16 protein-coding genes, 4 pseudogenes and 1 other annotated feature are annotated in these 19,894 nt (G+C 70.6%); of the genes and pseudogenes, 11 read left to right on the top strand and 9 right to left on the bottom strand.

What is annotated here, in order from left to right:
• Positions 1 to 5: 5 nt before the first annotated feature.
• Both J0910_RS31065 and fxlM read right to left on the bottom strand, forming a co-directional pair.
• Entirely contained in the window at positions 6 to 218 is a 213-nt protein-coding gene (locus J0910_RS31065; RefSeq protein WP_420162330.1) for an FxLD family lanthipeptide, read from the bottom strand.
• Positions 219 to 279: 61 nt separating this feature from the next.
• A complete protein-coding gene (gene fxlM / locus J0910_RS31070) occupies positions 280 to 1,518 on the bottom strand; it encodes a methyltransferase, FxLD system (protein WP_420162331.1) in 1,239 nt (412 codons plus the stop codon).
• A 234-nt stretch (positions 1,519 to 1,752) separates the two neighbouring features.
• Here fxlM and J0910_RS31075 point away from each other — a divergent pair, with 234 nt between their 5' ends.
• From J0910_RS31075 to J0910_RS31090, 4 genes and pseudogenes are all read left to right on the top strand, one after another.
• The gene (locus tag J0910_RS31075; RefSeq protein ID WP_420162332.1) at positions 1,753 to 2,025 is read left to right on the top strand and encodes a hypothetical protein; all 273 of its coding nucleotides are present in this window, start codon (positions 1,753 to 1,755) and stop codon (positions 2,023 to 2,025) included.
• Positions 2,006 to 2,524, top strand: coding sequence for a DUF6879 family protein (locus J0910_RS31080; protein WP_420162333.1), 519 nt, complete (start codon positions 2,006 to 2,008; stop codon positions 2,522 to 2,524). The genes J0910_RS31075 and J0910_RS31080 overlap by 20 nt, the downstream gene beginning before the upstream one ends.
• Positions 2,525 to 2,539: 15 nt before the next feature.
• Positions 2,540 to 3,388, top strand: a complete 849-nt coding sequence (locus J0910_RS31085; RefSeq protein WP_420162334.1) for a helix-turn-helix domain-containing protein — start codon at positions 2,540 to 2,542, stop codon at positions 3,386 to 3,388.
• Between the two features lie 93 nt (positions 3,389 to 3,481).
• A pseudogene (locus J0910_RS31090) lies at positions 3,482 to 4,748 on the top strand (IS3 family transposase).
• Positions 3,760 to 3,873, top strand: a sequence feature (AL1L pseudoknot). It overlaps the preceding pseudogene by 114 nt.
• Here J0910_RS31090 and J0910_RS31095 read toward each other — a convergent pair.
• The 3 genes from J0910_RS31095 to J0910_RS31110 all read right to left on the bottom strand — a co-directional run bounded on the left by J0910_RS31095 (position 4,745) and on the right by J0910_RS31110 (position 7,840).
• On the bottom strand, positions 4,745 to 5,179 hold the full coding sequence (locus tag J0910_RS31095) for a hypothetical protein (RefSeq protein ID WP_420162335.1): 435 nt from the start codon (positions 5,177 to 5,179) through the stop codon (positions 4,745 to 4,747). The pseudogene J0910_RS31090 and the gene J0910_RS31095 sit on opposite strands and share 4 nt — an antisense overlap.
• A 179-nt stretch (positions 5,180 to 5,358) precedes the next feature.
• Positions 5,359 to 6,843 (bottom strand): hypothetical protein, encoded by a 1,485-nt coding sequence (locus tag J0910_RS31100; RefSeq protein WP_420162375.1) that lies wholly within the window; start codon positions 6,841 to 6,843, stop codon positions 5,359 to 5,361.
• 361 nt (positions 6,844 to 7,204) lie between these two features.
• Positions 7,205 to 7,840 carry a helix-turn-helix domain-containing protein gene (locus J0910_RS31110; protein WP_420162336.1) on the bottom strand — a complete coding sequence of 212 codons (636 nt, stop codon included), beginning with the start codon at positions 7,838 to 7,840 and terminating at the stop codon, positions 7,205 to 7,207.
• 548 nt (positions 7,841 to 8,388) lie between these two features.
• Between J0910_RS31110 and J0910_RS31115 the strand changes: the two genes are divergently transcribed.
• Together J0910_RS31115 and J0910_RS31120 are read left to right on the top strand one after the other, a co-directional pair.
• Positions 8,389 to 9,345 carry a hypothetical protein gene (locus J0910_RS31115; RefSeq protein WP_420162337.1) on the top strand — a complete coding sequence of 319 codons (957 nt, stop codon included), beginning with the start codon at positions 8,389 to 8,391 and terminating at the stop codon, positions 9,343 to 9,345.
• 408 nt (positions 9,346 to 9,753) lie between these two features.
• Positions 9,754 to 10,741: pseudogene (locus tag J0910_RS31120) on the top strand (IS630 family transposase); the annotation flags it as partial.
• On the opposite strand, the gene J0910_RS31125 reads toward J0910_RS31120, so the two are convergent.
• Together J0910_RS31125 and J0910_RS31130 are read right to left on the bottom strand one after the other, a co-directional pair.
• Positions 10,741 to 10,875, bottom strand: coding sequence for a hypothetical protein (locus tag J0910_RS31125; RefSeq protein WP_420162376.1), 135 nt, complete (start codon positions 10,873 to 10,875; stop codon positions 10,741 to 10,743). The pseudogene J0910_RS31120 and the gene J0910_RS31125 sit on opposite strands and share 1 nt — an antisense overlap.
• Positions 10,876 to 10,880: 5 nt before the next feature.
• Positions 10,881 to 11,360, bottom strand: coding sequence for a hypothetical protein (locus tag J0910_RS31130; RefSeq protein ID WP_420162377.1), 480 nt, complete (start codon positions 11,358 to 11,360; stop codon positions 10,881 to 10,883).
• A gap of 541 nt (positions 11,361 to 11,901) precedes the next feature.
• On the opposite strand from J0910_RS31130, the gene J0910_RS31135 reads away from it, so the two are divergent.
• The 4 genes from J0910_RS31135 (at position 11,902) to J0910_RS31150 (ending at position 14,634) form a co-directional block, all read left to right on the top strand.
• Complete coding sequence (locus tag J0910_RS31135; RefSeq protein WP_420162338.1) at positions 11,902 to 12,159, top strand: hypothetical protein; 258 nt, start codon at positions 11,902 to 11,904, stop codon at positions 12,157 to 12,159.
• 146 nt (positions 12,160 to 12,305) lie between these two features.
• The gene (locus tag J0910_RS31140; RefSeq protein ID WP_420162339.1) at positions 12,306 to 12,920 is read left to right on the top strand and encodes a hypothetical protein; all 615 of its coding nucleotides are present in this window, start codon (positions 12,306 to 12,308) and stop codon (positions 12,918 to 12,920) included.
• 470 nt (positions 12,921 to 13,390) lie between these two features.
• Positions 13,391 to 13,513 (top strand): hypothetical protein, encoded by a 123-nt coding sequence (locus J0910_RS31145; RefSeq protein WP_420162340.1) that lies wholly within the window; start codon positions 13,391 to 13,393, stop codon positions 13,511 to 13,513.
• 23 nt (positions 13,514 to 13,536) lie between these two features.
• Positions 13,537 to 14,634 (top strand): methyltransferase domain-containing protein, encoded by a 1,098-nt coding sequence (locus J0910_RS31150; protein WP_420162341.1) that lies wholly within the window; start codon positions 13,537 to 13,539, stop codon positions 14,632 to 14,634.
• Here the strand turns inward: J0910_RS31150 and J0910_RS31155 are convergent.
• Positions 14,631 to 15,859 (bottom strand): annotated as a pseudogene (locus J0910_RS31155) (IS701 family transposase). The gene J0910_RS31150 and the pseudogene J0910_RS31155 overlap by 4 nt on opposite strands.
• A 228-nt stretch (positions 15,860 to 16,087) precedes the next feature.
• On the opposite strand from J0910_RS31155, the pseudogene J0910_RS31160 reads away from it, so the two are divergent.
• A pseudogene (locus J0910_RS31160) lies at positions 16,088 to 17,061 on the top strand (IS5 family transposase).
• A gap of 56 nt (positions 17,062 to 17,117) precedes the next feature.
• Here J0910_RS31160 and J0910_RS31165 read toward each other — a convergent pair.
• Positions 17,118 to 19,877: an IS630 family transposase gene (locus J0910_RS31165; RefSeq protein WP_420162342.1), complete on the bottom strand. Its 2,760-nt coding sequence runs from the start codon at positions 19,875 to 19,877 to the stop codon at positions 17,118 to 17,120.
• Positions 19,878 to 19,894: the final 17 nt, after the last annotated feature.

Here is a 19,894-nt window from a genome sequence, read left to right on the forward strand (position 1 = left end):
AGGGATCAGAAGGGGTCTCCGACGAAGCTGTTGCAGGCCGAGGCGCCGTTCTGGCAGGTGCTGCCGCACCCGTCGTTGGTGGTGCAGGCGAGCTTGCCGCTGGGGTGGGTGGTCAGCACCACCCGCACGTCGAGTTCGAAGTCCTCATCGAGCTCGGACGGCCCGGTGTCTGCTGCGGTGATGGACGGCGCCGGTTCCAGCAGGAGGGGGGTGGCCATGTTCTTCTCCGTTCCGATCGTTCACTGCCCGGCAGGGGCGATCCGGTCTCGCCCTGGGTGCTCAGGCTCCCTTTGGCCAGGCCAGGGTGATGCGCACATGCTCCTTGTCGATGACGGTGTCGCCTTCCAGCTCCTCGTCGGGGGTGGAGGCGGGGTAGGCGGTGATCTGGGGGCCGGGGCCGCCGCGGTGCAACCGGTCCCAGGCCGCCAACAGGCCGCACACCTCGTCGGCCAGTTCTGCGCCGCGGGCGCCGAAGGCGTGCACCCCGTACTCCACGTCCTCCCCGTCCGGGGTGCGGCGGACCAGCAGGTAGGCGAAGCTGTCGCCCTGGACCGCGGCCATCGAGAAGTAGGGGTTGCTGGGCCGGACCGGCCCGGTGTCAGCCTCGGGATCCACGCTCATCAGGCAGAACCCGCTCAGATGCGTGGCCAGGTAGAGCTGCAGGCCCATGACCGGTTCCTGCCGCCCCACCTCGACGCCGCTCCACACCTCGGTGCGCGGGCCGCGCACGGCGTTGTCCAGCAGCGAGGGGTCGGCCGGTGCGCCGTCGTCGAAGCGCAGCCCGACCGACTCATCGCCGTTGGCCAGCACCACCTGCTCGGCCCGGGCACCGGCCCCCTGCATCGGCACGAACCCGCATATCAGCGCCGAGTCGCCGACCAGGCGCTCCCCGCGGCGCTGGAAGGCCACCGAGCGGGTGAGCGAGCGCATCCGCAGCGGCACCACCAACCGCCCGGTTCCGGTGAGCTGGGCCCTCCAGGCCGGGGGGATGTCCCAGGCGCCGGCGGTGACGACGATCCGGTCGAAAGGGGCCTGCTCAGGCAGCCCGTCGGTGCCGTCGGCGGTGACGACCTGGACCTGCGGGTAGCCGGCCTCGGCCAGCAGCTTGCGGGCGCGCTCGGTGACCTCGGGGTCGATGTCGACGCTGGCCACATGCCCGGAGGGGCCGGCCAGCTCGGCGATCAGGGCGGCGTTGTAGCCTCCCGACCCGAGCTCCAGCACCCGCATCCCGGGTTCGACGCGGGCCTGGGCCAGCATCATCGCCTGGACCTGCGGGGCCGAGACCGAGCTGAGCGCCACTCCCCTCTCGTCCTGCTTGGTCTCCACCGCGGTGAACGGGCTGTGCGCGGCCTCCAGGTCGGCCCCGGGGGCGAACAGATGCCGCGGAACCTCCAGCAGCGCCCGCTCCAGCCGGGCCGGCAGCTCCATCCCGTTGAGCGCGCCGGGGGCTTTCAGCGCCTCCACCATCTCCCGGCGCCATACCTCGGGGGCCTTGGTCTTGTCGGCGGTTTCGGCCAATGGTCGTCCTCAGGGTCGCAGGGCTCCGGGAAGCGGTCGGCGGCTCAAAGCCGCCCCGCTGCCTCGACCGTAGAAAGACCGGTGGGGACGCCTCAATCAAGTTGCACGAAGTTGCACGGAATCCTGTCTAGCCGCCCGGCCGCCAATCCCTCCTCGGCCGGGCCCTTGCTCTGAGCAGCCAGAGGCGCAAGGCTCGTGCACGTTCGTGCGATCCACTCGGCGACAGGAGCGGCCGTGCCCCTAGAGTTCCTTGGGATCATCCCTGACACTCCGACCGATGAGTCACCGACCATCTGGCGCGACACGGAGACCGGAGACCTGCTGATCCAGTCCTACAAGGCGACCGACGAAGAGGTGAGGGCCTGCCAGGAGATCGGATCGATCCCCGGGCACTCCACGGACGTCCCCGAGCACGAGACCGTCATCCGCCTCCCCGCAGTCATGCTGAACTACATTCCCCGCCCCGACGACAACGGAGAGAAAGCAAGTGCAGCCACCCGCGCGTAACGCCCTGGCCCAGGCCCGGCACTCGGCGGTCCACCTCGAGATGCGCGATTCCTACATGCTCGACGATCCCGGCTTCATCGCCTGGCAGAACGGCCGACGCTTGGACCCCACCGACCGGGAATCGTGGTGGAACGGCTGGCACGACGCGGTCCGCGACGCCGTGGACCGCGGTGTGCAGGTCCGGCGCGCCCGGATCGTCTCCGAACCCCTCAGCGACTACATACGCTACGAACTCGATCTGACCTTCACCAACATCGCCGCCGGTGAGCAGGTCCGCTGGCTGCCCCGGCGCCGCACCACCGACCTGGCCCTGCCCGGCACCGACTTCTGGGTCTTCGACGCCGAGCTGGTTCTTCTCCACCACTTCACCGGCGATGGGCAGCTGGACGAGGACGGCCGAGAGTACACCGACACCCCTGAGCAGGTGAAGCTGTGCACCGAGGCCTTCGAGGCGGTATGGCGGCGCGCGATCCCCCACCAGGGATACCAGCCCTGCTGAACCGCCCCATTCCCCATGGCCGTCTCCGCCTCTTCCAGCGCCCAGCAGGCCCGGCAGGCCCTGGCCGACCGCCTCGCAGAGCTGTGCCGGGACGCCGGGCTGAACGGCCGCGGCCTCGCCGCTCTGTGCGGGTGGCACCCCTCGAAGTCCTCCCGGATCATCAACGCCCGTACACCGCCCTCTACTGAGGACATCCGGGCCTGGTGCCGGGCCTGCGGAGCCGAAGAGCAGGCAGAGGACCTCATCGCCTCCATGCGCACCGCCGAGGGCATGTGGGTGGGATGGCGGCGCATGGAACGCGCCGGGTTGAAGCAGGCCCAGCAGGCCCGTCTGCCTTTGTTCGAACGCACGCGCCGGTTCCGGGCCTATTCCTCCTGGCTCGTGCCCGGACTACTCCAGACGCAGGGCTACACCGAGGCCGTGCTGCGCGCGATCCAGCGCCGAAGAGTCCCCGTGGATGATGTCGCCGAAGCGGTGACCGCCCGCATGGAGCGCCAGCGCGTCCTGCGCGAAGGTCGGCGGCGGTTCGCCTTCATCGTTGAAGAGCCGGTCCTGCGCAACGGCCTCGGCGGAGCGGACGTACTGGCCGAGCAGCTCGACCGCCTGGTCACCGTCGGCTCCTCGCCCAACATCAGCCTGGGCGTGGTGCCCATGCGGGCCGACCGCTCCAGGATGCCTGTGGAGGGCTTTTGGATCTTCGACACCGCGCAGGTCAACGTCGAGCTGGTCTCAGGCCACCTCACCCTCACCCAGCCCAGCGAAGTTGCCATGTACGCCGACACTTTCGCCCAGTTGTCCGAGCTGGCCGTCTACGGCACGAAGGCCCTGACACTGATCGCTTCGGCCCGGGAGACGCTCGGCTGACTGCCCTCCCGATCATTCCAGAACCGCGGCGGCCGCCCTGATTGTTTCGTTCCGGGTGTGCTGGAGGCTGTCAACCCGGGAAGGAAGAGAAGCATGCCGGCACCGAGGAAATACCCCGATGAGCTGCGCGAACGAGCGATCCGGATGGCCGTGGAGGCCCGCCGGGACCCGGCCACCCGCGATGGGGCCATCGCCCGGATCGGCGACCAGCTCGGCATCGACCGCGAGACGCTGCGCAACCGGGTCCCCCAGGCCGAGACCAACGGCGGCGACCGCCCCGGCACCACCACCGACCAGGCCCGGCGCATCGCCGAGCTGGAGCGGGAGAACCGGGAGCCGCGCCGCGCCAACGCGATCCTCAGATCCGCGTCGGCTTTCTTCGCGGCGGAGCTCGACCGCCCGCACACCGGGTAGTCGCCCACGTCGACGCCCACCGCCAAGAGTTCGGGGTCGAGCCGATCTGCAGGGTGCTGCAGTTCGCCCCGTCCACCTACTACGCGGCCAAGACCCGGCCGCCCTCGGCCCGCTCACGCACCGACGCGGCCACGACCGAGGCGATCAGGCGGGTGCACGCCGACAACCACGGGGTCTAGGGGGTGCGCAAGGTCCACGCCGAACTCAACCGGCAGGGCCGGCGCGTGGCCCGCTGCACCGTCCACCGGCTGATGCGGGCGGCCGGGCCGCGCGGCATCGCCCGCGCCAAGACCCCGCGCACCACGAGGCCCGCACCCGTCCCTGACACGCGTCCGGACCTGGTGCAGCGCGCGTTCACCGCCGGCGGGCCCGACCGGCTCCGGGTCGCCGACATGCCCTCCTCGCCCGCCCTCGGGCAGGAGGGGCCCTCTATATCCGCACCTTCGCCGGCTGGTGCTGCGCGGCGTTCGTGATCGATGTGTTCTCCCGCCGGGTGGTGGGATGGCAGGTCTCCAGGTCGCTGCGCACCGAGCCGGCGCTGGACGCGCTGGAGATGGCGGTATGGAACCGCGAGCACGTGGGGCGGAGCCTGGACGGGCTGGTCCACCACTCCGACCGCGGGGCGCAGTATCTGGCGGTGCGCTATACCCGGCGCCTGGCCGAGGCCGGGGCGGTGGCCTCGGTCGGGACCACCGGGGACTCCTACGACAACGCCCTGGCCGAGGCGTTCCACTCGCTGCTCAAGGCCGAGCTGGTGCGCAACCTGGGGCCCTGGAAGGACATCGACGGAGTGGAGATCGCGGTGGCCGAGTACGTCGACTGGTTCAACCACCGCCGCCTGCACGGCGAGATCGGCCTGGTCCCGCCGGCCGAGTTCGAAGCAGACTTCTACCAGCACGATCACGCCTCAACAGAGGCCGAGGCGTTGCTTACCAGCCTCCACTAAACCCGATACGGAACACCATAGGTGCGTGCGGCCTTCCCACAGCCGGTCCGGCAGATCAGCCCCGCCGTCACCGCCGGCGCCAGGTTCCCGGCGAGCAGATAGGCGGCCCGGGCGGCCGTCTTCTCACCGGAGTCGGGCCGGACCGGCTGCAGCACGACGCGCCCGGGTCCCCGTAAGCCGCTGGCCGGCCCCCTTCCTTGCGCGTACGCCGGCTCGGCCCACCGCTGCACGGCCAGTCCGACGTTGCCATCGATGGTGGCCCCGCTTCGGCCTGCGCGGGGCTCCTCATCGATGCCCCCGATCTCCGCGCTGCACCCGAACCAGCGCGCGGCCACCGCGTGGCCGCGCTGCCGGAGCGCCGCGTCCTCGAGCCTCTTGAAGCCCGCGTGGGCCACCTGCGGGTGGGCGGACATGATCACCGTCGCCAGCATGATGACCGACTTCTCGCCATCGGTGTCGGACAGGACCTCCGGCAGCCGTCCCGCCGCTTCCCCGGTGCCGGCCGCGGTCTCCGAGCCGGGACGCTCGACAATCTAGGACCTTCTTGGCGGAATCCGTCCCGTCCGGCCCCGAACTCACCCCACCACGCCACCGAAGCGCCCCTCCGCACTCATCGGGTCAGCCAGTCCCGCCATGCCTGGGCACCGGTGCCCACCTCCTCAGGGATCCCGATACGGGCCAGTGCACCGGGATAGCAGCGCTCATAGACGGCATTGCACCGGACGGCGAGCTCGGGGGCGCGCAGCAGCCATGGGGCGGGCAGCCGCCGCGCCCGCAGCACCATTCCGTAGACCTCCCCGCTGTCGGCGCCGATCAGTTCTCCTTCGACCACGCCCCGGCGGATGAGTCCCGCGACCAGCGCCGCCCGCTCCTCCTCACGCCCCACCGGCCACGGTTGGTCCTCATCGGGGACCGGGTCGCCCTCCACGATCGCCGGCAGGCTCCAGGAGGGGGCCGACGGCGCATAGCTCACCGAGGCCGCCAGCCAGGGAAGACCGAGCAGCGCCGCGGTGTGGACGCGGTGATTGCCGTTGGCGCCGACTGCATAGACCGGCCCTTCCCAACCGGGGATCCGCACCAGATGTATCTCGTCGCTGACGAACAGCTCCTCGGTGAAGGAACCGGGGTCTGGGCCCTCTCGCAGCGCCGCGGCGATCTGGGCGGATACCTCGGGGCGATGATCGCCGAACCGGCCCCATCGCGGGTGCCAGGTCGCCACTACCAGACGGGTCGGCACCCACTCTGCGCTCTCCCACCTCCCCCAATGGTCGGGATTGCGGGGTTCACCGACGTCGCCGATGGCCTGGCAGTCCTCTACCTGCGGTGACCGGGCGTCCAGGGCTGCGGCGCGCCCGCCAAGCAGCGCCTGCAGGTCCTTGTCGGAAAGGCTGGCCAGCTCGGCCGAGGTCTTCTCCACCGCCGCCAGGTGCTCCTCAAGGCAGGGGCCGCCCGCGGCCACCAGCTCATCGGTGCCGACACCGGCCCCTGCCGGCAGGGCCACCGCGCCGTACCGTGGCCGCAGTGCCCCTGAAGCGGGAGGATCCTCGGTGACGGTGATCTCGGGTACCTGAGGGGACAGGCAGGAGGCCAGGGTGTAGGCGGCCGAAGCGGGGGTGGGGGCGGTTCCCCAGCCGCGCAGCGGCCCCCGCCCGGAGGGGTCAGGGTCGAGGCGGTGGGCGGTGAACCCTCCGTCGGGGCGGTAGCCGATACTCCACCGGCCCGCCGCCGGAGCCGGTTCGGGGCGCACCTGCTCCAGCTCGGCGTCCACGATGCGGGCCCGGTGCACGGCCAGGCGGCCCTGCAAGAGACCGGGGTCTTCCTCAGGGCAGGGGGCCAGGTCGTGGTGCTTGGCCCCGGCGAGCAGTGCTCGCAGCTGTGCGACCTCCTCGGCCAGGGCGCTGATCCGGCCGGACAGGCAGGCTGTTTCAAGGTCACCGATGGCCTTCAGCTCGGTGGCGGCCCGGTGCAGCAGAGTCTGGGCGGTGGCCGCGCGCGAGCACGCCGGTCCCCACCCTGAGGCGGCCGGGGCGGGGGCGTCGGGTAGGACGACCAGCGCCAGACGGGTGCGCTCACCGGCCGGAACCCAGCGGGCCAACCGCGGCACGAGGTGTTGGGCGGCCGCTGCCTGCAGGCGGCCGGAGTGCGGGGGCCGCCCGGCCCCGGTCGTGGTCGTGCACGGCTCACCGGGATGGGCGGCGCAGGAGGGGCAAGGCGGGGAGTACAGGCTCATGAGGGGACTGTAGGCCGCCGACCGGGGCGGCGCCGAGGGTTCACCACACCGCCCCGGCCGCTGCGCCCTGCCGGCAGTCCTCCTGTTCCTCGGCCGCTTCGGCCGACCGAGGACCTCCGCGGCACATCGTCTCGATGCAGGTACAAGAGGAAGGGTGCGGATCTTCCGTTTCCTCCCCCTCATACTCCCGGCGATACCGCGCGTGCCCGTCGACCTGCCGCCCCTGCTATGGCGGGCCCCACCGGAGCCTGCAGTCGGCGACTCCGCAGCGCCTCAGCCCTTCCGCCCGCATCCGGAGCCGCCACTCCCGGTGGGGGTAGGCCAGGCGCCACCAAGCGCTCCTCCAGGCGTCCACCGCCTGCTCGCCGACCCCGCAGGCCCGCACGTAGGCGGCCACCACGGCCAGGCTGGCACTGCGATCTCCACGCAGGACCGCGCCCACCGTCGACCGGGTGAGCCTCCTACTGCTGTCCCTCCGGGCGACCTCCCTCTGGGAGAGCCCTCTCTGGACGCGCAGCCCGTCCAGAGCCCGGAGGAAGTCGCGGTAGTCCGCCATCCCCCGCGGGGGCATGCCCCCGGCAGCGCAGCCCCGCAGGTCCCGCTCGAGCTCCTGCTGCAGGGCATGAGCGCGCTCCCAGCGCTGCTCCGTCTGCTCGATGCCCACCCCGACCAGCTCAGCGATCCGCCTGACCCTCTCCAGGGGCGGCAGCTCCCTCCCGGACAGGGCCCGCGACACCCTGGAGCGGTCGCACATGAGATGGGCGGCGACCTGCCTCTGGGTCAGCCCCTGCTCGCGCATCCGCCTCCGCAGGGGCCAGACGAGGTCCGCCAGCGCCCCAGCAGGGGCAGACCACGAGTACACGGCATCTCCCCCTCCTCCCGGACATGACACGAGGAGCTCCTCTCCCACTCGCTCACCGCGGCCTGCGATCGGCCGGTACGACAGGAGACTGCACCATGGTCCGCCCTCACGCCCCAGGCAGCGGCCGGCTGTGCGGGAGTGGCTACAAACACCTTCTCCTCAAGAGATAAGGCCAGGTCAGCGCCCACTAGAGGTCGTCGGAGGGACCGCCGGAAAAGTTTTTGTGCGTTTTCCTGCGACAGGCTCCTGGGAGGGGCTGCTCCTCTTCTCCGCGCACTCTCAGAACCTGCAGGTGCCCATGAAGCACGGGCCGCATCCCTCGACCGCTCCAACACAGGCCTTCTTAGCGGTGGAGGGGATTTCCGGTCGTCTGCTGCCAACCGCTGGGATGTCGGTCAGGGCGCCGGTGTCCCTGGAGGGCTCTGCCACGGTCCGACCGGCAGAGCTGCGGGGCACTCGCCTCGTTCTCCACTGCCGCGAGGTGCTCCGCCGTCGCCGAAAGGCGATAGAAAAGACAGGAAACGGTGCCACCTCAATACGGAAGATCCATGTCCCAAACCTTCTGCGTCTATGTCCCCCAGAAGTCGCTCGAGAACTTCGACATCGGCCGCGCCCAGCAGACCTGGGGGTGGCTTCCCGAGGCTCTCCAGAACAAGGTCGGCGGAGTGCCGGCCGACCAGATGGCCGCCTCCATGCAGCCCGGGGACACCATCCTCCTCGGCCACCACGCCAACGTCGGACCCCGCGTGCCCCACGGCCACATGGCCGACGCGGTGTTCGTACGCGTCGTGACCGGGAGGATCGAGGGAGCGCTGCATGAGGACGCCTCCCAGCTGTGGCCCAACGCCGTCTATGACAAGCGCGTCAAGTTCGAGCTCGTCAGCGAGACCGATGACGTTCCGGTGGCTTCCCTGGGCGGCCCTCAGGTCGCCGAGGCGTTCCGCCTGTCGGGCATCCACCGCGGCGTTCCCGTGATGGTGGATGAGAGCAAGCAGGAGCTGGCCGCAGCATTCGCCCTTCTCGACTCCGACCCGCAGGAACAGGATGAGGCGGACCAGCCCGACCCCGCTTCCTCCGGGCACATCGCCCACACCGGGGCCGTGGACACCGTCATCCTGGCCAAGGCCCGCGCCGAACACCGCAAGCTCAAGCAACAGAAGTTCGGCAAGGCCCCCACCATCGAGTGCTCGCTGTGCGGGCGGACCCTCCCGCGGCGGCTGGTGCGCGCCGCGCACATCAAAGCCCGCAAGCACTGCACCGACATGGAGTTCTTCGACGTCGCCAACCTGATGCCGGCATGCGCGCTGGGCTGCGACGAGCTGTTCGAACACGGCCACATCTACGTCGACGGCGAAGGGGTCATCCGTCCCGGGAGCAATACCACCGCGACGAAAGACTTGCAGAAGGCCGTGTCCCTTCTCGAAGGGAAGGAGTGCGCGGCCTTCTCCGACGACAGCAGTGCCTACTTCGCCTTCCACCGGCAGAAGACGGCCCATCCGGTGTAGGCACCGGTTCCACCGCCTCGCGAACGGAAAAGCCCGCACCGCCGCTCGTGCCCGCTGATGTCCTCAAGGGGCCGTAGGCGATCACCCGGGTCGCCTCGACGCCTTGCAGGAAGGCGATTTTCAGTGCCCCGGTGCTCCATCGATCCGCTCGCCTCCTTCGCACAGTCCCTGCGGGGCCGCGCTGCCGCAATGGCAGGCGCGGCCCTGCCGCTGGAAGGCCCCGGACCCACCCGGGTTCTAAGCGCCTTTCCTGAAGTCTTGCGCGTAACCAGACCAGGGCGCGGCGACAGACGCCCGTTGACAAGGACCCCGTCGGGAGTTGGATCGAGGTTGGAAGACCATCCCACTACCCGGCAGGGTCGTGATCAGTATGCGCCCGCCCACCCCCCGAACCCGCGGACGGCCCAGCTGCACCGCCACCTGCGCGGCCCATGGCGCCAGGCCACACGAGCGGTCATGGTCCTGCTGTCCCTGCACGGCCTGCCACCCGCCCTCATCGCCGACCTGCTGGACTACGACCCCGCCACCATGCGCCGCTGGATCAACCGCTACAACCACGAAGGCCTGGCAGCCCTGGCCGACCGGCCCCGCCCCGGGCGCCCCCGCCTGGGCGGCCCACACCTGCTCAGGCGCATCACCGCCCTGCTCACACGCCCCGGACCATGGACGCTTTCGCGCCTGTGGCGCTACCTGGGCCGGCCGCGCTTGAGCCCGCGCACCCTGTACCGCCGGGTGCGCCAGATCGCGGTGTGGCGCCGCCCCAAAGCCGTGGCTCGCGGCGATCCCGCACGCCAGGCCGTGCCGCGCCCTCACCGCACGAATACGCCTGCTCCCGGCCGGATCCGCCATCTGGGTCGCAGACGAGACCCACCTGCACCTGCTGTCCGCTCTGCGCGCTCTGCGCGCCACCTGGACACTGCGCGGGCACTGTCCGCGCATCCTCACCCCTGCCAGGAACCGGCAGATCACGGTGCTGGGAGCGCTGGAGGTGAACACCGGACGAGGGGTCTACCGGCTGGGCAGGCGGCGCGCGGCCGACTTCGTCGCAGCGCTGGAGCAGGTGCTGGCGGTCTTCCCGCACGCCCCGGCGGTCGTGGTGATCTGCGACAACGACAGCATCCACCACGCCCGCGCGGTGCGGGAGTTCGTGGAGGCCCACCCGGGCCTGCACGCGTGGTTCGGGGCGCGCTACAGCCCGCACGACAACCCGGCCGAGCGCGTCTGGGCCGCGCTCAAGGCGTTCATCGCCAACACCGCGGTGAGCTGGCCGGGTCGCCGGCGGCAGGTGCATGCCTTCTTCCGTGCTCGTTCGCCCGGCCAGCTACTTGCCGGCGCCGCGCCCTGGACCAGCCCGTGGTTCCCTGCTGGTTACGCGCAAGATTTCAGGAAAGGCGCTCAGCCGAGGCCGCCTTTGTCGCGGAGCCACCACACGAACCGGATGATCGCGAGGCCGGTCTGCATGATGGAGAGGACAAGCCGGGCGATCCACGATGCGGTGGGCTCACCGAGGTTCTCCTTCTTCTCCCTCAAGGCAATCACCTCCTTCCCGGGGCGGTGGCCCCGCGCGGCTGGTCACCGTCTCGGGAAGGGTGAGGCTCGATTCCTGTGTCGGCCGCGCAGGGCTTCGCGGCGGGGTCAAGGCAGGTCGATCTCGTCGGCGAGCAGCATCCGCAGCGCCGGTGCGCGAGCAGCGCGACGCCCTCCTCCGACCCCGCATGTGGTAGCCGTCGGCCCGCGGCGAAGCGGGCGAAGTCAGCTGGCCCGTCCGGGAAGGCCGGCACCGGGACCGGGATCGCGGAGAGCAGCGGCCGGAGGCGCAGCGGGGGCAGCTCGCCGGGGTCAGTCAGCCGCACGCCGAGCCGGGTGTTGCGGGGCAGCCCGGTGCCCGCGCCGGCCGGGAAGTCCAGTCGGGCCCGGTAGGTGTCGATGTGCCCGCGGTGCCACTGGCGGCGCGGCAGCGGGTTGAGGATCGCGGTGCAGTGCCGCCGCGCCCACCGCGCCAGTCGGACGTGCATCCGCCCCGACCGCCGCTCCTCCGACATCCCGTCGGTGCACAGCAGCAGGTCGGCGACCGAGGGCGGCGGTCACCTGCACCGCCCACTTCCGCTCCCGGGCCCTCCGCACCGGCTCTCCGCTCACCCTGCCGGACCTGCCGCGCGCACCGCTCGCTCATCTGCTGCTGGCGCGCCGCCCTTTCCTTTTCGCTCTGGGCCGTCTTCACCATCGCTGCAGCCCGCAGCGTCGCCCCTCGCCACCTTCCCTTCCTCCGGGCTGCGTCCAGGCACTGGGCCCGCGGCCGGGTTCACGGCGCCCTCGGCCCCGCCGCCTCACCCGCCGAAGACCCCCGGCACGGGAGGGCGACAGGCGGCCGCGCGCCTTTCCGGAGCTCAAGGCCGGAGGGCGTGGGCGGTGCACCTGAAGAGGACTGCGCGAAGAGATTCTGAAAGGTCTCCAAAACCTCGTGAACAGGACCCGGCGAGCATCTGCCGGTTCACCCCCGAAGGCCTCCGCTCCGCCGCACACGGGGCGGCCGCACTGATATCGGAGGATGAGGATATGAGGAATATCGATCCTGAGACCCCTGACGCGATGGTCGCCGACGTCCTGGCGCAGACGGCGTCCCTGGTCGCCGGGAAGTACGGGCGCCTGGCGATGAAGGCCCCCACCCCCGAGGCCAAGGAGGCCGCGAAGGCCAAGATGGCCGACGCCTGGGACAGCGCCTACCAGAACCTCGGCAGGGACGGCATGATCGCCGAGATCCAGCGCCTGCGCTCCCTGCTCGACGAGCTCGAGGGCGCCCCCGATGACCGATGACGCCTACCAGGCCGAGGAAGGCGTCCTCCGCGGATCCTCGGTGACCGCGTCGAGAAGGGCCTCCGTGCTTCGCCGTGCCGGGGCGGGCACGACAGGCTTTTGGAGGCGACCGGCCGTTCGTGATGTCGAGATCGTAAGGACCTGTGATGGAAGAGGCCGTTCGCTCCCTGCCAGGGAACGAGGCCCTGCTATTCACCTGGTCGTGTCTGGAAACGTCGAAGGCCTTCTACCGCGCACTCGCCTCACCCGCCCAGCGCGGCTTTCTCGACGCCTTCACCGGAGAGATGCTCCGAGCCGCATCCGGCGACGGCTCCCCCTCCCCAGTCGTCTTGGACTCCCTACTGGGCCAGCTGTGGCCCGACGATCCGGACGAGGAGGAGGACGTGGAGCTCTACGGTCCGGCCTATTGCAAGTATTCACCGCTCAGGCTGACCCGGCTCGCCACCTGGGAGCTGGCCGGCGGCTCCTTCAGGTGGGCCGCCGTGGTGTGCGGAGGCGCCCTCCTGGAGGAGCTGAGGGGCGTGCAGGCCAACATCGACAACACCCCGGACTTTTCCACCGGCCTGGTGGCCGAGCAGAAGGCGGCCTTCTCCCGCATCGTCGAGACGCTGCGCTCCCCGGCCCCGCTGCCGTCGAAGGCCGAGCGGGTCGTCTCATCCGCCAGAGCCCAGGCGGCCCGCCTCGAAGCGGTCTGGCTCCCCCGGTGGATTTCGGCGAACGGCTGGTCGGAGGAGATGCTCGCCCAAGCACGGAACAACTGACCACCGGCTCCGAGAGCGCTCGGCCCCTGACGGCGGTCCGGCGGCAACCGGCTTCACCGGCATCCCCAGGATGCCGCTGGGTGTCCGGTCAACGGCGCCGCTGATGTCGAACGGGTTCCGATGATGGGGCTCGAGAAGCCAGCGGTACACATGCAGGCGTGGATGTGCCGACGCGACACCCAGCGTCCGAACCAGGGGACACCGGGATCCTTCCGACCGCGATCCGCACGGGCTGGACTCCCCTGCGTATACGGGGACGACCGGGCCAGGAGCCGGATCGCCTAAGTGCGCTGGGAACTACCCCCGCGCATGCGGAGCAGGGATCGCTCAAAATGGTGTTCTTCCTGGTGGTGCGTGTTCACAGAGTCACCGGCATGCCGCAACCGGTCACCCCGCTCTCGTTTCGGGAGATCCGCGCCCGGGGACGGCTGAACACGTCCGGCCGTTCCCCCGACTCCGGAGGTGCCGCAGTGAGCAAGCACGACGACCCGTCCCGCTGGGACGGCCACAAGGACAAGCCCGTTCCTCCGCCGACCCCCGACGGAGGAGGAAGCGGCGGCGGGAAGCACGAGAGGGACGAAGACGGTAAGTGATCCCTGAGGAGCTTCAGGCCCGCTTGGCCGGGAAGATGCCCCCGGAATGGCGGGCCGCGTTCATGGCCGTCCCCCGGCACCTGTTCATCCCGGACACTGTCTGGGTCCGCGAAGAAGGCCGCCCCGCCCCGCTGGACAGAGCCGACTCCCCGGAGCGGTGGCTGGAGGTCTGCTACAGCGACGAGCCCATCGCCGTGCAGCTGGACGACGGCGAAGGCGGCGGGCGCGGCTACGTGACGTCATCGGCGTCCATGCCCAGCGTTGTCGCGCTCATGCTGGACGCCGCAGAGCTGCACCCGGGGAACCGGGTCTTGGAGATCGGCACCGGGACCGGGTTCAACGCCGCCCTGATCGCCTCCCGTGTGGGAGTCGACAACACGACCACGGTCGAGGTCGACGCCGAGTTGGCCGAGCAGGCCCGCGAAGCGCTGAAGAACGCCGGATGGCCGGTGGAGACCGTGGCCGCGGACGGGACCCGGGGCCACCCGCCGGACGCCCCCTACGACCGGGTCCTGTCCACCGCATCGGTCCACGAGGTCCCCTATCCGTGGATCGAGCAGACCACCCCCGGAGGGAAGGTGGTCACCCCCTGGGGAACCGCCTTCCACAGCGGCGCCCTGCTCCGCCTGCACGTCAGCGGCGACGGGACCGCCTCGGGCCGCTTCGACGGCGACACCGGGTTCATGTGGGTCCGCAACCAGCGCCCCCCGCACGGCGCGGTGGAGGACCGGGTGCGCCCCGAGCACGACCACGCCGAGACGGTCACCGATATCCACCCCTACGAGCCGGTCGGGGACTTCTCCGCCTCGTTCGCGATCGGCGCCCTGGTCCCGGGGATGACTTCGACACTGGTCTACGACCGGGACGATCCCGCTTCCCAGCGCTACACCGTCTACCTCATGGACCCCGGGTCCGGGTCGTGGGCCTCCTGGCGCATCCAGCCGGGCCCCCGCGCATACGCGGTGAAGCAGCACGGACCCCGCAGCCTCTTCGATGAACTGGCCCGCGCCTACCAGTGGTGGAAGGACGCCGGAGAGCCCGACCACACCCGCTTCGGCCTCACCGTCACCCCACGCCGGCAAACCGTGTGGCTGGACGACCCGGCGCACCCGGTGGCCTAGTACTGCAACGACACTTCGTGATGCACTCTGCGTCTGTAATGGCTGCTGCGAGCTCGGGCCTGGCTTCTTCTTCGCCACTGGGACCAGGCAAGGGCGTGCCGGGAACCGTTGCGAACCGGAAAGGTGATGCGGTTGAAGAGCCGCCGGGCCTCGTTCATCGTCACGGGCGCCAGGGGATGGCCGGCTACAGTCTCCGCATCCCCCTTTTTGCCTCCGCTCGCAGGATGGCGAGAAAGGCGAGGGCGGCCATGGACAGGGTTATATGCCGATACCATGCGGTGTAGCCGCGGACCTGGTAGTGGTCGAGTCCGGTTTCATTCTTCGCGGCCTGGAAACACTCCTCGACCATCCACCGCGATCCCGCGACCCGCGCAATCTCTTCCAGCGCCGTCCCCGCCGGGCAGAAGCAGATGTAGTAGGCGATGTCCGCGGGGTCGGCGATACTGCGCCGCGCCAGCAGCCAATGGTCCCATCCTTCACGCCTGAAGGGCCGGACCGCAGCTGCGGCCCAGTCGTAGACGCGCGGGCCGCGGGCGCCGCCGCCGCAGCTCAGGCGCTCCCATGCCTCGTCAGGCAAGTCGCTGACCAACTGGTGCGCACGGGCCTGGCCGAAGAATTCCATCGTGATGACCATCTGCGATTTCGGGACGGCCAGGACATGGGGGATGTCGTGGGATTCCAGCCACACCCGGATACGGCTCGTCTGGCCATAGAGTTCATCCGCGGTCACCCATCCGAACGGGATTCCCGCCCCCGCCGCGCGCTGGAGCATGCGTAGGCCCATGTCCGGCTTGGTGGCGAAATCGATGTCATCGCCGATTCCGGCGGCCCGGCAGCGCTCCCGGTCCTCGGTCCAGGACTTGGGAAGGTAGAGTTCCCGGTCGATCAGCGCTCGCCCCCGGTCCGACCCATAGGCCAGGAACACTCCGATCTGGGAATTCTCGATCCGGCCGGCCGTCCCTGAGTACTGGCGCGCCACGCCGGCGGACCGGACCCCTTTCTTGAGGAATCCCGTCTCGTCGAGAATGAGGACTCCTCGTTCGGGGTCGCCGATATGCTCCATCACCGCATCGCGGACATCATCGCGCAACGCGTCTGCGTCCCACAGGTAGTGGTTCAGCAGCCGCTGCATGCCCTGGGGGCCGTCGTCCCCCGCGGCCTCCGCCAGGGTCCAGCCGTTCTTCCGCTCTGTCTCGCTCAGCAGTCCCCGCAGGTAGGACACCATCCGCCGCCGGGGTTCCACCCGCCCGAAACGTCCCGCGAACCGGGCCGTGAAGTCAAGAAACGCATCTGACCGGCCTTCGATTGTCTGCTTCACCACGATGCGGTCAACGATGCCACGTCCCCCCGCATCACGGAGTGTCGTTGCAGTACTAGGTCCTGTCTGGAGTTCGGATCACCAGTTCGGCAGATCGCCTGCGCACCGGGAGAGGGCCTTGATAGAGCATCTGCCATGGCACGAGGCGACCTCACCGACGAACAATGGGCCCTGATCGAGCCCCATCTCCCGATCGCCGCGGTCGGCCCGGTCCCCGACCTGCGCAAACACTTCAACGCGGTGATGTGGCGGTTCCGCGCCGGCGCCCCCTGGCGCGACCTGCCCGCTGAGTTCGGGCCCTGGCAGAGCGCCTATGACCGCTTCCGCATCTGGGCGCGGCAGGGCGTCTTCCAGCAGCTGATGGAGGCGGTGATCGCCCAGGCCGCCGCACGCGGCCAGACCGATCTGGGCCTGGTCAGCGTGGACTCCTCAACCGCCCGGGCCCACCACCACGCCGCCGGGATGGCCCTGGCCCCCGAGCAGCTGGCGGCCCTGGAAGCGGCCGCCGAGGCCGAAAAGGGGGCGGGGCGAAGGGACAACAGCCCCAAGACGGACAGGCGGGCGCCGAGCGCCGGCGCCTGCGCCGGCGGCGCAGGGCCCGTTTGAAAGCCGCAGGGCTGGGGCGTTCCCGGGGCGGGCTGACCAGCAAGATCCATCTGGCCGCCGACCGGCGCTGCCGCCCGCTCTGCTTCGTCCTCACCCCCGGCCAGGCCGGCGACAGCCCGCAGTTCGTCCCGGTCCTGGGGCGGGTGAAGGTGCGCGGACCCCTCGGGCGCCCCCGGACCCGGCCGGGCGCGGTGGCCGCCGACAAGGCCTACTCCTCCCGGCGCAACCGCGGCTACCTGCGGCGGCGCGGCATCCGGGCTGTGATCCCGGAGAAGGACGACCAGTCCGCCGGCCGCAAGAGGCGCGGCAGCGCCGGCGGGCGGCCGGTCTCCTGCGACGGCGCCCTTTATGCCGAGCGCAACACGGTCGAGCGGTGCATCAACCGGCTCCGGAACCGGCGCGGTATCGCGTTCCGCTTCGACAAGACCCCGCAGAGCTATGAGGCCGGGCTGCACCTGTGCGGTGCGATGCTGTGGATCCGCAGCATCACACCGCGTTCATGACCCGAACTCCAGACAGGACCTAGTGCGGTGACTGAAAAGGTTCACCGGGTTGGGGGTCATGCCGCGGTGGCCGGTGGGCGCCCTCCCCAGCGCAGGCCTTTCTCGCTACGCGCCCGGGCCCGCTCGCGGCGTTGGGCCGTGAGCACGTCCGGGTCGCGGGCGTTGGCGTTGCGCCACCGCAGGTAGGCGTGCAGCGCCCGGGTCTGCACCGTGTGGTCGGGGTGGTGGGAGTTGGCGATGGTGAACCGGCGCAGCGGCCCGAAGTGCGCCTCGATCGGGTTGGCCCAGGAGGCGTAGGTGGGGGTGAAGCACGACTCGACCTTGTTGCGCCTGGCCCAGGCACGGATCGCGGGTCCTTTGTGTGCGGACAGGTTGTCCATGATCACGTAGACGGGTGCGCCGTCCGGGCGGGCCGAGCGGATCGACTTGAGCGCCTTGAGCGTGTTCGCGCCGCCTTTGCGCCGGTGGTTGATGCCCCACAGGGTGTCGGAGCCCACCGGGTAGCAGCCGTGGAAGTAGGTGATGCCGTGGGTGCGCCGGTAGGTGGCCGGGATCCGGTCCGGGCGGTTGCGTGGGGCCCAGCCGGCGCCGTGGGCGGGGCGGATACCGAGCGGCCCGAACTCGTCGAAGGCGAAGGTCCGGTCGGGGAAGTGGGTGGTGACGTGCTCGATCCGCTCCAGCTTGGTGTCCGCCTCGGGGTCGGGTGGGTCCTTCCAGGTGCGGGTGCGCTGGAAGGTGGCGCCGCGGCGGTGCAGGATGCGGCGCAGCGTTTCACGGCTGATGCGCAGCGGTTGTCGGGGGTCTTGGCGCAGGTGGTCGGTGAGTTTGCGGATTGACCAGTGGGTGAAGGGTTTGCCGAGTGCGGTGGGGCGGGTGGTGGCCGTCGTGGCGACGTGTTCTTCCTGCTCGGTATTGAGTAGGCGGGGACGGCCTCCCGCCCGGTTAGGGTCCAGGCAGTCCAGGCCGATCCGGTTGAAGCGGTGGATCACGTCTCGCACGGTGTCCTCGTCCGCGGCGAACAACGCGGCCTTGACCGGGTTGTGGTCCCGCCCGATCCAGATCCAGTCGAGGAGCCGATCCCGGTCGAGCGCGTCACGCAGGACGTCCGGATGGTAGCTCTCGGCCAAGGTCCGCGCATAGGTGGTGGTGGGGCGGGCAATGAAGCGAACCCGGTCGTCGGCGAACCGTTCGATCGAACCGCCGGGAGCCAGGAGGAAGGCGCGGTGGCGGGTGAGGGTCCGGTAGGTGTCAGTGAAGCCGGCCACGACCTCTTCGAGGTAGGCGAGCGGCTCCGCGGCGGTCCCGTCGAGGACGGGTCGGTTGTCGCCGCCCGGAATGACCTGCCGGCCGCGCTCCAGCCGCATCTCGTCCGACCCGTAGTCCTCCCAGCGGGGCATGAGGAAAGGTGTCTCTTGGCCGCCCGGCCCACCGAGCCCGCTCGTCTCTGTCCCGGTGTCCTGGTCGTCTCCGTTGAGGTACCTCCGCCGGGGGAGGAGCCCGGTCTGCAGCACCGACTCGCCCAGCACCGTGTTGGCCGGGGCGACAGAACCGGTCCCCCTCCAGTGGTTGGGATGGAACAGGGTCTCCAGGTCCACCAGGACCGGGTGCGGGCCGGCCGCGATGAGGTTCTCGAAATGGAAGTCCACCGCGTGCAGCACATGCAGCAGCACGAGGTATCCGCCCTGGCGCCGGTAGAACTCGCTGACCTCTTCGGCCGAGGCACACGCCTGGGCCTCGACGAACTCTGCCCAGCCGTGGTCTCCGCGATCGAGCACGCTCAGGACGCGGAACCGCGGTCCCCGGCCGTGGGCGTTCACCCACTCCAGTAGCTCCTGGAAATGGACGTCGACCGACATCGGGCGCGGCTTGTAGACGATTCTGGTGCCGGAGTCGAACAGCAGCGCGCTCACACTGCGCCCGTCAGCGTGCCGGTCGCCCATGCCGGACGCGACGCCCACCAGGGTCGTCGCGCTCTCTGGAACGTCCAGGGCGGTGCGGATGTCGGTCCAATCGGCCGCCAGGTCCGCCAGGAGGCCGAGCGCGGCGCGCACCCACTGGTCGACCCTGGTGGCCGCCTGCGGGGCAAGGACCGGGTACTCGGCGAGGATCGTGCGCGCGAGGCCCGGATCCCGCAGGGACCCGATGAACTCCTGGAAGCGCTCCTCAGGGCTGGGGGCGGTGAGGCGCCCTTCCAAGCGGGCGACGTTCAGCTCTAAGACCATGGTCCGGCTGAGGAGCACCGTCAGGTCCCTGTGCAGCGCCTGGAGGAGGTCGCGCTCGATGGCGTCGCCCGCGATCCGCAGGGGCAGCCTCGCCCCGATCTCTTCGACGCCGGCACGCAGCCGCTCCCGCCCCCGGTCGATCAGCGGGCCGAGCAGGACGAGGAAACCCTCCAACGCGGCGGAGTCTCCGCTGTCCGCCGCCCCCTCTGACCGCGGCGGGGCCGTCCGATCCAGCGTGGCCCGGGGTGGGAACGCCTCCTCCAGCTCCGTGTACCAGCCCGGTACGTTCCCCAGGCTTTCCAGCACGGCTTCCGAGGGTTCGTCAATCATGCGCAGTAGCCGTCCGGGGCTGAGCCCGTCGCATGCCAGCCGCTCCTCCAGCAGGATGTCCTCCCCGTTGAAGGGGTGCTGTGCCAGCCACTTCTCGAACTTGCGGTGGGCCTGGGGACTGACGGCATTGCCGCGGGTGCTCGGCCCGTCGGCCCCTCGGTGGAACGCCCCGGCACGTTCCCGCAGGCTGAGAGCTGCCCACCACGGTGCGGTGACCGCGGCACCCGCCTGGCGAAAGGTGCTCTCCGGGGACCGAAAGCTCATCTTCTCGGCACACTCCT

The sequence above is a fragment of the Nocardiopsis oceanisediminis genome (assembly GCF_048595525.1).
Taxonomy (GTDB): Bacteria; Actinomycetota; Actinomycetes; order Streptosporangiales; family Streptosporangiaceae; genus Nocardiopsis_A; species Nocardiopsis_A oceanisediminis.

What these genes read in the sequence shown, in the direction of transcription:
- J0910_RS31065 (WP_420162330.1), bottom strand. Translation starts at nt 218, where the DNA reads ATGGCCACCCCCCTCCTGCTGGAACCGGCGCCGTCCATCACCGCAGCA.
- J0910_RS31085 (WP_420162334.1), top strand. Translation starts at nt 2,540, where the DNA reads ATGGCCGTCTCCGCCTCTTCCAGCGCCCAGCAGGCCCGGCAGGCCCTG.
- J0910_RS31095 (WP_420162335.1), bottom strand. Translation starts at nt 5,179, where the DNA reads ATGCTGGCGACGGTGATCATGTCCGCCCACCCGCAGGTGGCCCACGCG.
- J0910_RS31115 (WP_420162337.1), top strand. Translation starts at nt 8,389, where the DNA reads ATGTCCCAAACCTTCTGCGTCTATGTCCCCCAGAAGTCGCTCGAGAAC.
- J0910_RS31130 (WP_420162377.1), bottom strand. Translation starts at nt 11,360, where the DNA reads ATGCACGTCCGACTGGCGCGGTGGGCGCGGCGGCACTGCACCGCGATC.
- J0910_RS31135 (WP_420162338.1), top strand. Translation starts at nt 11,902, where the DNA reads ATGAGGAATATCGATCCTGAGACCCCTGACGCGATGGTCGCCGACGTC.
- J0910_RS31140 (WP_420162339.1), top strand. Translation starts at nt 12,306, where the DNA reads ATGGAAGAGGCCGTTCGCTCCCTGCCAGGGAACGAGGCCCTGCTATTC.
- J0910_RS31165 (WP_420162342.1), bottom strand. Translation starts at nt 19,877, where the DNA reads ATGAGCTTTCGGTCCCCGGAGAGCACCTTTCGCCAGGCGGGTGCCGCG.